This is a genomic window from Acinetobacter sp., from assembly GCF_041911495.1.
GTDB lineage: Bacteria > Pseudomonadota > Gammaproteobacteria > Pseudomonadales > Moraxellaceae > Acinetobacter.
In genome coordinates, this window is sequence record NZ_JAYROT010000007.1 from 1 (window position 1) to 13,728 (window position 13,728).

Consider the following 13,728-nt stretch of genomic DNA (forward strand, 5'->3'; position numbering starts at 1 on the left):
AGTTGTTCGATCAATATCGTCAAGAGACCGTTGATGTGCTCAACATGCCAGAAGGGCGGGCTTTAAATAGCAATGATAAAATTCAATATTTTCAGTCGTTAAGTAAACAGCTTTGGTCGTATCGTTTTTTACATCGAGATATTCACCACTTGATCGAAGCCAATCCTGAATTTCAAAAGCTCTATCCGATTTTCGCCAGTCAGGTGATGCAACAAGGGCAAAAGATTTATCAAGGTTTTGTCGATGTGGGGCTGATGGAGATGACCCCTGCAGAGATCGAGGCGCTGATTATTAACTTATGGATTGTGCTCACCAATTGGTCAAATTTTCTCTATATGTCAGGACATTTGACTGATGATAAAAACTCGGAAGCGCAGGTATGGCAAGCCTTGCGTCAGATGGTGTTTTTAGAAGGGCCTTACTTGCGCGGTGAAAGTCGAGAAACTTATGAACAGTTACTGGGCAATATGGGCGACTCAAACTTATTTGCAGTATTGTCTAATTCACCTACAAAAATTGCGGATTCTGATTAAAACACGCATCAATTGCGGATTTGAATGAAAAAAAGCGGTACACTAGCGCAATTTTTAGCATGTTGTGATGTAACTAAGCCATGAATATGTTTACCGAAAATACGGCACGTCTTTTGATTACTTGTGAAGATCGTCCTGGCATCGTACAGGCGGTTTCAAGCTTTTTATATCATCAAGGTGCCAATATTACTGCGCTTGATCAATATGCGACCGAAGCGCAGGGTGGACAATATTTCATGCGTGTTGAGTTTGAACTCGATCACCTTGCGACTCGACTTGATACATTGACCTCGACTTTTGCCAAAAACGTTGCAGAAAAATATGCAATGGATTGGAAGCTTAATAGCGTCAGCGACGTGAAAAAAGTCGGTATCTTGGTGTCTAAAGTTGATCATGCTTTGCTTGAGCTGTTGTGGCGTCATTCTCGTGGTTCATTGCCTTGTGAAATTACTCAAGTCATTTCCAACCATGAAACACTACGAGATAAAGTTGAACGCTTTGGTATCCCATTCCACGTGGTTCCAGTCGATAAAGATAATAAAGTTGAAGCCTATGCCAAGATCGACGAGATGATGCAAGGCAATGATTTATTGGTACTTGCACGTTATATGCAAATCTTGAGCGAAGATTTCGTGGCGAAGTGGCCACAGCAAATTATTAATATTCATCACTCTTTCTTGCCAGCCTTTGTTGGTGCTAATCCGTATAAGCAAGCCTATGAAAAGGGCGTCAAACTGATTGGCGCAACAGCGCACTACGTCACAGCCGATCTTGATCAAGGACCAATCATTGAACAAGATGTAGAGCGTGTGAGCCACGACTACAGTATCGAACAGTTGCGTGAGCTCGGTGAAGATGTAGAGCGTAATGTACTGGCAAGAGCGGTGCGTTGGCACTTGGAAGATCGTGTGATCGTCGATGGTAATAAGACGATTGTTTTTGATTAAGTTTTTACACTTTTATCATCACGTTTCTTAAAAATATTTAGAAAAAGCACAGCCGAGGTTGTGTTTTTTTATGCTTCTAAAAACAGAAAATACAATAAAAAGGTTGAAAATGAAAACACTTCTCATTTATCATTAGGCAACTTTTATTGAAGCAACCGATGCTGAGGATCGCAATCTTACATCGGTTGAATTTTATGTGACATATATTAGGACATCTTAGATGGGTCAATCATCTATCGGATCTTCTCCCAATCCAAATCAGACACCACCAAGGCAATCTCCGCATAAGCAGAAAGTGATTGGTGCAGTGATCGGTGTGTTGGTATTGCACGTGGGTGTGCTATGGGCGCTTGCCAATATGCCACCGATGCAGCTTAGACCAATCGAACCGACACCGCCTGTGAAGGTTAAGTTCGTGAAGATTGTTGAAAAGCCTGAACCGAAGCCAGAGCCACCGAAACCAAAACCTGAACCGCCGAAGGAAAAACCAAAGCCGAAGAAAGTTCAGATTGCAGAAAAGCCGAAAGAACCGCCGAAGAAGAAAGAAAAAGTCCAACAGGTGAAAGAAAAAGCACCTGATAAAAAGGTAGAGATGCCATCAGCGGAAACAAAAGTGACCACATCTACTTCAGTTAGAGAAACGGTCAAAGAACAGCCGAAAGAAGAGGTGAAAGAGCAACCTAAAAAGGTAGACACTTCTCCTCGAAACTTGGGCGATGCAGCGAGTGTGGCGTGGAAAAGTAAGCCTAAACCACGACTTAAAGCAAAAGATTTGGAAGATGTGACTAATCCGATGGTAGTTGTTCGTATTGATGTCGATGAAACAGGTCGAATCAAGGCGCGGATCAAGCAATCAAGTGGTAGTCCAAAAGTAGATAAAGAAGTGATTCGAGCTGTACAAGCTGCTCGCTTCCATCCATATACCGAAAATGGTGTTGCAATGCCTTTTTATGCAGAGCAACCATTCCAATTACAGTAATCAGCCGCAGGGCTTAGACAACATATTTGAATTTAAGGAGTTCTGTCATGAACTTTTCAGTGTATTGGCAACATGCAGATGCGGTAAGTAAGACTCTTTATTTTATCTTGCTTGCGATGTCGATCATCACCTGGACATTATTTATTATCCGTGTTTTGGGTACTCGTCAGCTCAAGCAAAATGCCAAGCAACGTATGCAAATAGTTTTGGATAATCTACAAGCACGCTTGACTGGTATTCCATTTGATCAACGTAAAGCAGCGGCAGAGCAAGCCATCTTGCAACAGATGTCACGTGAAAAAACCGATGCGGATAAAGGCGTGTCTGTACTGGGTACGATTGCGTCAATTGCACCATTTGTTGGTTTGTTCGGTACAGTGTGGGGCATTTTCCATGCGCTCGTTGCTGTTGGTACAAGTGGTCAAGCAGGTCTAGCGCAAGTGGCGACGCCAGTCGGTGAAGCATTGATCATGACTGGTCTAGGTCTAGCTGTAGCGATCCCTGCGGTGTTGGCGTACAACATCTGTGTACGTCAAAACCGTGCTTTGGCACATGACTTACATGATCATGCACATGGTTTGTTGATTGATACGATCTTGCAGGATAAGAAAACGACACAAACGGCACAAGCAGATTCGACCAATACGCAATTTGCTGGAGGTCAAGCATAATGGCATTTTCTTTAGGAGAAGAAAATGATCAAGGCATGACGGAGATGAACCTCATTCCGTTGATCGACATTATGCTGGTGTTGATGATCATTTTCCTTGTGACTGCAACGGTTGCGAATCCGTCCGTTCCTCTCAGTCTGCCGAAGACTGTTGCGGAAGTTCAAGAGCCACCAAAAGAGCCATTGAATATTTATATCAATCGGAATAATCAAATTTTTATAAATGACAAACCTACATCAATCGAATTATTGACTGCTAGATTTGAGGAAGAAAGCCGTCAGCAACAAAAGGCGACGATTTTGCTTCATGTTGAAGATAGTGCTAGGTATGATTCTGTTGCGAAAGTTATGGCGTTGGCAAGTACTCAAGGTCTTTCAGATATTTCATTTGTTAGTAAAAATTAGAGTAAAATCATAAAAAAAACAGGACGCTAAATGCGTCCTGTTTTTTTTCATCAAGTTTCTAAACTTTTTGGATAAATAGATTACGATCAAAACGATATTGCGGGAAAAACACGCCATCTTTGGCACGTTCGCCTGCACCAATTACCATTACAGGATGTTGTTGACTATTGAGTCCTAAGATCTTGCGCACCATCGGCTCATCGAAACCTTCCATCATACAGCTATCAAAACCATAAGCACGCAAAGCCAATACCAAGTTTTCACAAGCAAGCGCCGTCGTTTTTGTTGCCCACAATTTTGCATCGGCAGTATTAAATGCAGTTACAGGCAGTTGCTTATCTAAAGCACGTACCGCAGTAAATGCAAAACGCTTAAAATTGCCTAAGGCATTGAAATAACCTGTTTTATAATTGTATGGAATAAAACGATAATACTTCTGTACCGCAGGCGGTGCTTCAGGAAATGGAAACTCACTCAAGTTACGCTTTGCCATATCGTCTAGTCGATCGGTACGTGCCACACAAACGATCAATTCCGATGCAGTCTTAGCAGCGAGCTGACCTAGACAAGCTTTCACCAACGCTTTTTTCTTCGATGGGTTTTGCACCACATAGAATGTCCACGGCTGTAGATTCGATGAGTTTGGTGCAAGTAAAGCCAAATCTAAACAAGCATCAAGTACATCGGCAGGAATCGCTTTATCAGTGAACTTACGCACAGAACGACGGCTTTCAACCACTTTACGGAAGTTGTCCACATCAATGTCTTGGGGTGCTGGCTCGAAGTAACGCTTCTTCTCATTGCATTCTGGGTGGTTAGACAATGGGTCTTGTGTTGATTGTTTTGCCATGAGATATGATCTTCCTAAATCTATGTGCCGAATATATTTGGTTATTGGGTCGAGTGATGCAAAAGCAACTATAAAACAATCTTAAATCGAATCAGTTTTTAAATAAGTTAGGATACTTCGCCTGCAGTTTTGATAGTTTTGGTGGAATCGAAAAGTTGCAATAACCTTGTGTTGGATTGCGTGCGTAGAAATTCTGGTGATATTCCTCTGCGGTGTAGAAGGTTGGTGCAGGGCTTAGCTCAGTCACGATATTTAATCCTTCAGCTTGCAGTTCGGCAATTTTCTGTGCGGAGATTTCTTTTTGTTTTTCATCTAAATAAAAAATCACCGAGCGATATTGTGTGCCGACATCATTGCCTTGACGATTCAATGTGGTTGGATCGTGCGTTGCAAAAAACACATCCAATAGCAGATCAAAACTTAATTCGGATTCGTCAAAGTCGATACGAATCACTTCGGCATGACCTGTAGCACCCGTACAGATTTGCTCATAGCTTGGATTGGCACGTTGTCCGCCTGCATAGCCACTTTCGACTTTGTGCACGCCTTTGACATGTAAAAAAACCGACTCGGTACACCAAAAGCAGCCACCGCCAAAGATTGCTTGTTGCATGTGAATTTTCCCAATTGTTTATTTATTTTAGTTGTAAATGATCTAGGGTGAGAGTGCAAAGTGATTTTGTAAGTACATGCAGAAAAGTTGCAACAGACCTTAGTCGCCTTTCGGCAAACCTGAACGAATCATTCGGGAAAAGTTTGCGCTAGATTGATCTTTGCCTTGTTCGAAGTGTTTTACTTTTGGATTGATATGCGCCATTTTCATCCATTCTACAAGGCTGTAACGATGATCAAGTGCATTCTGATCGTAGAGATATGACGGTAATCGTCCTGATAAAATGACCCGATAGTCCACTGGCACAGGGTCGATGTGATTAACCATATCAAAGATGATGGTGGTGCAGTTACTAAACAAGGTATTGTACCAACGTGGCTCAGTGGAGAGGGATTTGCCTTGCTCAAGATAAGACAGGAAAAGTTGTTGTAATTCAGCTTTGGGTAGATTGTTTAGCGGATAAATATACACTCGTTCATGGCGGATATTACTGCGGGTATAGATAATGTCTTTTTCATCCGCAGGGACAATGGCGAGCTCATACTTACGAAAAAAACCGCCGATACTAGAAAAGCTCTCATGTTGTTCTTTGCGAATTTCGATAGAAAAAGTTAGATGCTTTGGATTGCCTGTATCATCTTCAAAATCAAAACTCATCAGGGTATGCGCAATATCATTGCCTGCCCAATAAGACAAAATCAGATTGGCACTTTTGAGTTGTGAAAGATCATAGTGACGCGTCTGCCAACGGACATCATAATCCTCTTCACCACGCCAAACAAAATCACGGACATTGTCAATGGTGACTTGATCACCATCACGTTGATAGTCCAAAATCTTTGCCACTTCAGGATTCCAAACCCGATCATTGCGTGGTTGCATGCCGAAGTACCACGCCAATGCTATCGAAAAGCACACCAAATAAATTAGAATGTCGGTGCGACGTTGGAATACCGCTTGGCTAAAATAAATCCCTGCGATACTGCCTGAGAGCAACAACCAAAAACCGATAATAAAATAAGTCGCTAAACGTCCAAACGGCTGATGAATCCACAATGCCAAACACAGCCATGCACTCGACAGGATAATGAAGAGATAAAAGAAGCTATGGAGCAAAGCAAAGAAAATGCTTTTGTGGAATTTATCGAAGTCAATGTCGTTCATCTTAATTCAACGTGGTTTCGATTTTTGTGAGTAAACAAATACATAATTTAATACGGTGACATCATTCAGTTGAGAATCAGCGATCTAATTTAACCTTCGGTTCGACCTACTTTTCTTTCGGGAAAAGTAGGCAAAACCATTTTTTCAGTTGCAAACTCGGTCAGAGTCCAAGATTTTGCAGATACTTTGACAAACTTAATTTTGCATATATCGTGCTGTCCTCGAACATGCAACTGACAGTTCACGAAACAGATAGATTTGAAACATCAAAAAATTGTAAAAATATACAAAAACTTAGCTAACTTTGATGAAGCAAAAATTAGTAAATCCAGTCTTAGCAGAGATTGTCTTGGCGTAAATACTGTGCAAACTGGAAGGCAATATTGTCTTTTGCACTGCGATGATCAGTGGAATGGCTTAACACAAATTGCTCAGGAATCGCAGGGTAGAAGGCATCACCTTGTACATCAAGCGCAACGTGTGTGATCTCCAAGCGATCGGCAATGTCCAAAGTCTGGTTAAAAATCTCACCGCCACCAATGATAAATAAAGATTTCTTTTCCACTTGCGCAAGATCAAAACTGGCTTGTTCCAGTGCACTATCAATCGAGTTGGCAATACGTACGCCATCGTGTGACCAATTCGAGTCACGAGTAATTACCCAGTTAATCCGATTGGGTAAAGGGCGACCCATCGACTCAAAAGTTTTGCGTCCCATGATCACGATACCGCCTTGCGTCACGTGTTTAAAGTGTTGCAAATCTTCAGAAATATGCCACGGCAATTGGTTTTCTTTACCGATACATTGCTTCTCATCGCAAGCAACGACATGGACGACTTCGATATTTTGATATGCCATAGATTTGATCTCATCTTCCCTAATTTTTATTTCATTTTAACTTTCAGCAAATGAGGCAGAAATTTTATACTGCCACCGCTGCCTTGATCGCAGGGTGTGACTGATAGTCTACAATTTCAATATCTTCAAATTTAAAATCAAAAATATGATCAATTTCAGGATTTAATTTTAACTGGCAAAGCGGTAGTGGTTCACGGGTTAATTGTAATTTTGCTTGTTCAAAATGGTTGCTATAGAGATGTGTATCGCCACCTGTCCAGACAAAATCACCGACACCGAGTCCACACACTTGTGCAATCATGTGTGTGAGCAAAGCGTAGCTTGCAATATTAAACGGCACACCTAAGAACACATCAGCACTGCGCTGATAGAGCTGACAAGACAATTTCCCATCTTGAACGAAGAATTGAAACAGCGTATGGCATGGTGGCAGTGCTACTTGACTTGCTTCATTCGGATTCCAACCTGACACGATCAGACGGCGAGAGTTTGGATTGGTTTTGATCTCGTTCACCAACCAAGAGATTTGGTCAAAACCGTCAGAATTGTAAGAGCCATCTGCCTTTTTTGTTGCGCCAAAATTACGCCATTGATGACCGTAGACAGGCCCTAATTCGCCCTCAGGTCGTCCAAATCGAGCAGTCTGTTCTGCGGTAGACCATTCATCCCAAATCGACACTTTGTTGTCTTGTAGATATTGCACATTTGTATCGCCTTTTAAAAACCAAAGCAGTTCGATGACGATCGAGCGGAAATGTACTTTTTTTGTGGTAAGCAGTGGAAAGCCTTCGGACAAATCAAAACGCATCTGATGACCAAACACCGAGCGAGTTCCTGTGCCTGTACGGTCGCCTTTATCTCCGCCTGTTTGCAGAATATGGTCGAGAAGGTTGAGGTATTGGCGCATGATGATTTCCAGTGCTGTGATGAGCGAATATTACATATGTTCTTGCGTTATATTAACAAAAAAGTTGATATAAAAAGTAGTCAATTGATTCACTCGTTTTTTTAACTCGATTCGATGATCAAGATGTCATCGACGCTTTGCATCAGGCGGTGAGTTTCGCTTAAAGCTTTAATGATTTTTTGATAATGCAGGATATCTTCAAAGTTTAATGCTCGATTTTTGCGGTCTTTTAGCCATTTTTGTGCAGGTTGGTAGCCACCGATGTAGAAGTTCCACGCAATCTCAGGCACATTGGCGAAGTATTGGCTGTCGTTGATGTAGACATTGCCGTCTTTGTAGATGGGTTTTTCTACGATATTGTCGCCGTCTTCGGGATATTCGGTGATGTATTGTTCGACGCTTGGGCTTTCCAGTAGATGGATTTGGCGAAGTTGTGCGCCGAGTTTAGCGAGTTCGATAAAGCTTTTGGTGTCGGTTGGATACGGTACACGTGGGAAGTCGATTTTGAGAAATTCTTTGTAGGTTTCTCGGTAGTTGGGTGAATGTAGTACGGCGTAGATGTAGTCGAGGATATCGATCGGTGCGAATGTGCCTTGGATATCTTCTTTTTCATCGGTAAAGCTTAAGCCAATCTTGGATGCGATCTGTTCGACAATCTCTTGGTTTAAATTAGGCGTTCGGATCGCTTGTTCGTCTAAAGTATTTTGGGTGGTGTCATTATAAAGATAGAGAGGGAAAAGTACACCTCCTCCACGATAATAGAGGTTGAAGTCTGTGATTGCTTTGGAAATAAAAACAAGATTCCAAAGCATTGAACCTACTACTTGCCCTTGTCGTCCAATGATCAAACCTAAATTTCCACCATGTAAAAAATGTTGCATAACATCTTTGCGACCTCTTTCGATCATATCATCACTGTAATAAATGAATTGTATGTCGAAAGGTCGGTAAGTAATTTTCTGAACAAATTCTTGCTGAAATGCTTTAGCTTTAATTTTGACCTGATCTATTTTCCAACTTTTGTTTTCTTTTAACCCATAAATTCGCTGTAATTCTTCTTTGGATAATGAAAAAAAGTCTTTAACGCGCTTTTCAAGGACTGATTGATCTTTATCTACAACGAAACCATCTCGAGAAGTCACAATACCAACATTATTTAATTCGAATAACTCATTAATTTTGATGCCTTGATTGTATTTGGCTTCAAGCGAAAAGTCTTTTTGCACCATAAAGTAGTTTGGCGCAACATTTGGAATATGCTGATATTGCACAGTCGCAATGCTATTATTGATTAAAAAATTATATTTATCTTCACGTAGACCATAGAGATCGTGGTGAAAGACTTTAGCAAGTTCATCTTTTTTCTTTTTGCCTGTTTTAACAAAAATATTGATTGATACGCCTTGCATGATGTCAAAGACATTTTGATCTAAGCTACCATCAGATGCGGTTTCTTTTTTCTTACTATTACCATGCAAATCAATGGTATAAATCTTGTCGTAGGTTTTGAGTAGATGCCAACGCATGCCCCGAAAGGTTGGATTATCTAAGAAGCCATGCGGATTAATAAAGGCAAGTACGCCACTACCATTTTTTTCAATATAGTGCTGTCCATAACGCAAGAATTTTACATAATCGTCATTAATCCATTTTGGGTTACGTTCTTGTAGTTTTTCTTTGCCACCAGGCTCTTTTTTATAGTCCTCCATGAGCGACATAATCCATTCACCTTTATTAGCACTTTCACCGCTATACGGCGGATTGCCGATCACGCACATCACGGGCGTATCTCGTTTGATGTGGTTGGCTTCATTGGCTTCTGCACTTAACCAATTGGCAAATAGTGTGCCTGTATCAGGGTGGCTTTCTTCCAAGCTGTTGGTCAGATAGACCCGTAGTCGTTGCTGTTGTTTTGGCTTGTATCCTGTCTCGGTGAGCAGTAAATCCAGTTGTAGATGCGCCATGGCATAGCTCGCCATCAGCAGTTCAAAGCCATTGAGCCGTGGCAAGAGATGCGACTCGACGTAGTTGCTCCAGATACCTTGTTGCCCTGCGAATTTTTGGTGGATATGCTTGACCACTTCGGCAAGGAAGGTGCCTGTCCCCGTAGCAGGATCGAGGATTTGCACTTTGTGGACTTCTTTTTTCTCGGTGATCTTTTTGCCCTTGGCTTTACCCTTGGTGATCGCTGTACCGCTGGCTTCGATATCGATCGTGGTCTTGCTGGTGTCGGCTAAACCTTGTGGTAGCTGAAACTCGGTCTTGAGAATGTCATCCACCGCACGTACGATGAAGTTGACCACTGGCGCAGGGGTGTACCATACGCCACGGGCTTTACGCAGTTTTGGATCGTATTCACTCAAAAACGTTTCGTAGAAATGAATGATCGGGTCTTCCATCTTGGTGGCACGACCATAGTCTTTGAGGATTTGCTCGACATTACAATGCAGGAAAATCTCCGCCAAAGTATCGACAATCCATTTGATACGATCGTCAATATCAGGACCTGCGATGTAACCAAATAACTTACGCAAAAATGGATTGGTCTTGGGGATCAGCTCGGCGGCTTCCTGACGGCTGAAGGTCGGTAATGTCGGATCATGCAAACGTGCGGCGAACATCCCATAGGCAATGGTCTGTGCGTAGATATCGGCAAAGCCTTTGGCGGTGATGTCATGAATCAAAATCTGTTGGAATGAATCCATATGATCTTTGAGCGTGCTGTCCTCAAGGCGATCTTCGTCATTATCAATGGATTTTTCGATCACATCAGACAGTAGTCGAGCTTTGGCTGCCATCATCTCGGCTAGTTTTTTTGGGCTTTTGATGGTCTGACCAACGTAACGACAAAAGTCTTTCAGTAGATTTTCAAATGATTCAAAATTTTCAGGCTTGGCTTGGATGCGATTGGCAACCACTTCACCGATAGCCACTTGGCTAATCAATACACCATCTTGATAAATGTGAAAGTCGAGATAGTCGGTGAAAATAATGTTGTTGAGCTGTGCTTTGTAGCGGTCGAATTGTTCTTTATTGCCTGTTTTCTTTTGCCCATCAAGGTCTTTGTCGCCAATGTCTTTGGCTTCGATAAAGCCGATTGGAATATTTTTGTGAGTCAAAATATAGTCTGGCGCACCGCATTTTTGTCGTTTTGGCTCATTGGTGGCGGTGATGTTTGGGGCAATTTTTTCAATGAGCAGTGCGAGATCACCACGGAAGGTATGCTCTGTGGCATTGCCCAATTGGTAGCGTTGATTCAGGGTGTGAAGGTAGTCTGAAATGTGGTCGCTCATTAGGTCAAATTTTTCCCTTACTGTGTAAAGTTAACTGTATATTTTTTATTAGAAAAAATCCATGCTTAATCATTTTCTTGTGGCAAAAAATCAGGGGCTGTTGCCCCTAGATTTCTGAAACTTACACTTAGGACTTCATGCCCCAATCATAAATTTTACGTTGATAGGCATACCAGTACATCCAAATGCCAATCAAAATCATTGGTAAGCTCAAGAATTGTCCTTTACTCATCCATCCAATGAAGAGTACGCCATTGTCAGGCTCACGGAAGAATTCGATCACGAAGCGAGCCAAGCCATAACCCATGAGGAAGACTGCTGATACCGCCATGCGAGGGCGAGGTTTTGAACTAAACCACCACAATACGATAAATAAAATCAAGCCTTCACACAAAGCTTGATAGAGCTGAGAAGGGTGGCGGATTAAAGCCGATGGATCCGTTGGGAAAATCATGCCAAATGGATAGTTTGGATTAGTCACTTCACGACCGTATAGCTCAGCTCCGATGAAGTTGCCTAATCGTCCAAACATCAAACCAGTCGGTACACATGGCGCAATGAAGTCTAAAGTTTCAAACCATGCTTTTTGGTATTTTCGGCACCAAAAGATCATCGCCAACATCACACCGATGAAACCACCGTGGAAGCTCATGCCACCCGTCCAGACTTGGAATAGCCAAATCGGATTTTCTAAAAATTGCTGAAATCCGTAGAACAACACGTAGCCAACACGACCACCAATCACTACACCGAGTGCCCCGAAAAAGATCAGATCGGACACCATTTCTGAGTTCCAACCCTCACGTCGCTTGGCACGATAAGTTGCCAATCCCCATGCAAATAAAAATGCCAAAAGGTACATCAGTCCATACCAATGGACTGTGACAGGTCCTAAGGATAATGCAACAGGGTCAATGTTTGGATAGGTCAGCATTCGCAGAAATTCCTTTTTGTGAAGATAGGGTCTGTTGATATTTCAACCATGCATTGCGTTATTGGCTAAAATCACATAAACGAGGCATGAAATGCAGGGAATGGTCGCTCCCTTACCAAGTTTCATAACGAAGTTTATGGCAATTTTAGCCATAACCTTTCAGGACAAGGGTGCTTTTTGACGCTACGTCGTTATGAATGACTCATTTAGAATGACTAAATTTCATCATTCTTGCCTAGTATCGTCTAAAAAACACCCATTGTCGCAAGCATCTGTGAAATGTCAACAGACCCTAAATAAATAAATGATTGCTATCATCATTTTGACAGGAATTGTAAAGGAAAAATATGAAAAATGTTGTACATTCAATGTGTCTAATCGAATGAATAAAGAAGTTTGATCAATTATGTGTATTGTGGCATTGGCGTGGCAGAGCATCGATGAGTTTCCGTTATTACTCCTTTCCAATCGAGATGAGTTTTATCATCGTCCGACCAAGCAGCTTCACTATTGGCAAGATGATCAGCTCTATGCAGGGCAAGACTTAGAGCAGGGCGGCACATGGATGGGTATCACGCCATCAGCTCGTTGGGCGGTGGTGACCAATTTTCGGGAAAAAACGGATCAAAAATATGCCACCTCACGAGGTGATTTAATTCGTGATTTTTTAACATCCAATTTAGCACCACTACGTTTTGCTCAGCAATTGGAAAAAAACCAAAATGATTATGCAGGCTTTAATTTGATCGTGGGTGATCAACAGCAAGCGGTGTATATGAGCAATCGAGGCGAAGCACCACAAGTCTTGGCGCGCGGTGTCTATGTGGTGTCCAATGGTTTGATGAGTGAGCATTGGGAAAAAACCGCACATCTGCGTAAACGCTTTACCCAAGAATTTTTGCCACTACTGCAACAACCTGATTTGAAGAATGATTTTGATATTGAACAGCAAACTCTACCTGCGGCTTGGGATGTGTTAGAAGATCAACGCAAAATCGAAACGGATAAATTGCCAAATACAGGGATTAGCTTAGAAATGGAAGAGTTGCTTTCATCGAGTTTTATCCAAAGTCCAGTCTATGGGACACGTTGTTCTAATTTTCTATTCATGCAAGCAGAGCAGAATCAAAACCAATTCCAGTGGTGGGAAAAAACGCAATATGGTGAAAAATTGGGAGAAGTTGTTAAAGTGGATGTGGATTTGAGTTAGTTATTTTTCTTAATCATATAAAACCCTCCCTTGCGTTGCTGTAGCAGCCCATCCATTTAGAAAAGGGAGGGATTCCGTTTCTTAGTAGATGTTGGTTTCAAATGGGAAATACTCCTCCCCTTCAAAGGGGAGGTTGGGTGGGGTTTTAGAGGGCGGAAGATAATGTCAGACCAAATATTTAATAGACCTGAATATAAGCAACGTCGCCAAGAACTTCGAAATAAGGTGGTGTTTCAAAAAGTATGCTGGCATTAAACGAATCCATTATTGATATAAAAGAACACTAAATCAAAGGCTTTGAAATGATTTTCAAGCTTTTTGGAGAAGTTGCAGCTTCTCCTAAAGCCTCGCCTGATTCGATGCC

Annotated in this window: 13 protein-coding genes and 1 pseudogene; 6 read left to right on the forward strand and 8 right to left on the reverse strand. The window is 41.9% G+C overall.

Going from position 1 to position 13,728, the window contains the following annotated elements; genetic code table 11:
* The 5 genes from ACE3PQ_RS00555 to ACE3PQ_RS00575 form a co-directional block, all read left to right on the forward strand.
* On the forward strand, nucleotides 1-533 hold a 533-nt coding region (locus tag ACE3PQ_RS00555; RefSeq protein WP_374294221.1), incomplete at its 5' end, for a TetR/AcrR family transcriptional regulator.
* Between the two features lie 80 nt (nucleotides 534-613).
* Nucleotides 614-1,480 (forward strand): formyltetrahydrofolate deformylase, encoded by an 867-nt coding sequence (gene purU, locus ACE3PQ_RS00560; RefSeq protein ID WP_374294223.1) that lies wholly within the window; start codon nucleotides 614-616, stop codon nucleotides 1,478-1,480.
* A 220-nt stretch (nucleotides 1,481-1,700) separates the two neighbouring features.
* Complete coding sequence (locus ACE3PQ_RS00565) at nucleotides 1,701-2,459, forward strand: energy transducer TonB (RefSeq protein WP_374294225.1); 759 nt, start codon at nucleotides 1,701-1,703, stop codon at nucleotides 2,457-2,459.
* A 47-nt stretch (nucleotides 2,460-2,506) separates the two neighbouring features.
* A complete protein-coding gene (locus tag ACE3PQ_RS00570; protein WP_374294227.1) occupies nucleotides 2,507-3,130 on the forward strand; it encodes a MotA/TolQ/ExbB proton channel family protein in 624 nt (207 codons plus the stop codon).
* Complete coding sequence (locus ACE3PQ_RS00575) at nucleotides 3,130-3,534, forward strand: ExbD/TolR family protein (protein WP_374294229.1); 405 nt, start codon at nucleotides 3,130-3,132, stop codon at nucleotides 3,532-3,534. The genes ACE3PQ_RS00570 and ACE3PQ_RS00575 overlap by 1 nt, the downstream gene beginning before the upstream one ends.
* Before the next feature lie 58 nt (nucleotides 3,535-3,592).
* On the opposite strand, the gene ACE3PQ_RS00580 is transcribed toward ACE3PQ_RS00575, so the two are convergent.
* The 7 genes from ACE3PQ_RS00580 to lgt form a co-directional block, all read right to left on the reverse strand.
* Nucleotides 3,593-4,384: a nitroreductase family protein gene (locus tag ACE3PQ_RS00580; protein WP_374294230.1), complete on the reverse strand. Its 792-nt coding sequence runs from the start codon at nucleotides 4,382-4,384 to the stop codon at nucleotides 3,593-3,595.
* Between the two features lie 91 nt (nucleotides 4,385-4,475).
* Entirely contained in the window at nucleotides 4,476-4,997 is a 522-nt protein-coding gene (gene msrA, locus ACE3PQ_RS00585; RefSeq protein ID WP_374294232.1) for a peptide-methionine (S)-S-oxide reductase MsrA, read from the reverse strand.
* 99 nt (nucleotides 4,998-5,096) lie between these two features.
* A complete protein-coding gene (locus ACE3PQ_RS00590; protein WP_374294234.1) occupies nucleotides 5,097-6,161 on the reverse strand; it encodes a DUF4105 domain-containing protein in 1,065 nt (354 codons plus the stop codon).
* Between the two features lie 334 nt (nucleotides 6,162-6,495).
* The gene (locus ACE3PQ_RS00595; protein WP_374294236.1) at nucleotides 6,496-7,020 is read right to left on the reverse strand and encodes a dihydrofolate reductase; all 525 of its coding nucleotides are present in this window, start codon (nucleotides 7,018-7,020) and stop codon (nucleotides 6,496-6,498) included.
* Between the two features lie 64 nt (nucleotides 7,021-7,084).
* Nucleotides 7,085-7,927 carry a thymidylate synthase gene (gene thyA, locus ACE3PQ_RS00600; RefSeq protein ID WP_374294238.1) on the reverse strand — a complete coding sequence of 281 codons (843 nt, stop codon included), beginning with the start codon at nucleotides 7,925-7,927 and terminating at the stop codon, nucleotides 7,085-7,087.
* A gap of 101 nt (nucleotides 7,928-8,028) precedes the next feature.
* Complete coding sequence (locus ACE3PQ_RS00605) at nucleotides 8,029-11,220, reverse strand: type ISP restriction/modification enzyme (protein ID WP_374294240.1); 3,192 nt, start codon at nucleotides 11,218-11,220, stop codon at nucleotides 8,029-8,031.
* A 127-nt stretch (nucleotides 11,221-11,347) separates the two neighbouring features.
* On the reverse strand, nucleotides 11,348-12,154 hold the full coding sequence (gene lgt / locus ACE3PQ_RS00610; RefSeq protein WP_374294242.1) for a prolipoprotein diacylglyceryl transferase: 807 nt from the start codon (nucleotides 12,152-12,154) through the stop codon (nucleotides 11,348-11,350).
* 406 nt (nucleotides 12,155-12,560) lie between these two features.
* Between lgt and ACE3PQ_RS00615 the strand changes: the two genes are divergently transcribed.
* Entirely contained in the window at nucleotides 12,561-13,364 is an 804-nt protein-coding gene (locus tag ACE3PQ_RS00615; protein ID WP_374294244.1) for an NRDE family protein, read from the forward strand.
* A gap of 251 nt (nucleotides 13,365-13,615) precedes the next feature.
* Here ACE3PQ_RS00615 and ACE3PQ_RS00620 read toward each other — a convergent pair.
* A pseudogene (locus tag ACE3PQ_RS00620) lies at nucleotides 13,616-13,728 on the reverse strand (IS1 family transposase); the annotation flags it as partial.

Coding starts and splice junctions, on each gene's coding strand:
- thyA (WP_374294238.1), bottom strand. CDS start 7,927: ATGCGCCAATACCTCAACCTTCTCGACCATATTCTGCAAACAGGCGGA.
- ACE3PQ_RS00570 (WP_374294227.1), top strand. CDS start 2,507: ATGAACTTTTCAGTGTATTGGCAACATGCAGATGCGGTAAGTAAGACT.
- ACE3PQ_RS00575 (WP_374294229.1), top strand. CDS start 3,130: ATGGCATTTTCTTTAGGAGAAGAAAATGATCAAGGCATGACGGAGATG.
- ACE3PQ_RS00580 (WP_374294230.1), bottom strand. CDS start 4,384: ATGGCAAAACAATCAACACAAGACCCATTGTCTAACCACCCAGAATGC.
- msrA (WP_374294232.1), bottom strand. CDS start 4,997: ATGCAACAAGCAATCTTTGGCGGTGGCTGCTTTTGGTGTACCGAGTCG.
- ACE3PQ_RS00565 (WP_374294225.1), top strand. CDS start 1,701: ATGGGTCAATCATCTATCGGATCTTCTCCCAATCCAAATCAGACACCA.
- ACE3PQ_RS00590 (WP_374294234.1), bottom strand. CDS start 6,161: ATGAACGACATTGACTTCGATAAATTCCACAAAAGCATTTTCTTTGCT.
- ACE3PQ_RS00615 (WP_374294244.1), top strand. CDS start 12,561: ATGTGTATTGTGGCATTGGCGTGGCAGAGCATCGATGAGTTTCCGTTA.
- purU (WP_374294223.1), top strand. CDS start 614: ATGAATATGTTTACCGAAAATACGGCACGTCTTTTGATTACTTGTGAA.
- lgt (WP_374294242.1), bottom strand. CDS start 12,154: ATGCTGACCTATCCAAACATTGACCCTGTTGCATTATCCTTAGGACCT.
- ACE3PQ_RS00605 (WP_374294240.1), bottom strand. CDS start 11,220: ATGAGCGACCACATTTCAGACTACCTTCACACCCTGAATCAACGCTAC.
- ACE3PQ_RS00595 (WP_374294236.1), bottom strand. CDS start 7,020: ATGGCATATCAAAATATCGAAGTCGTCCATGTCGTTGCTTGCGATGAG.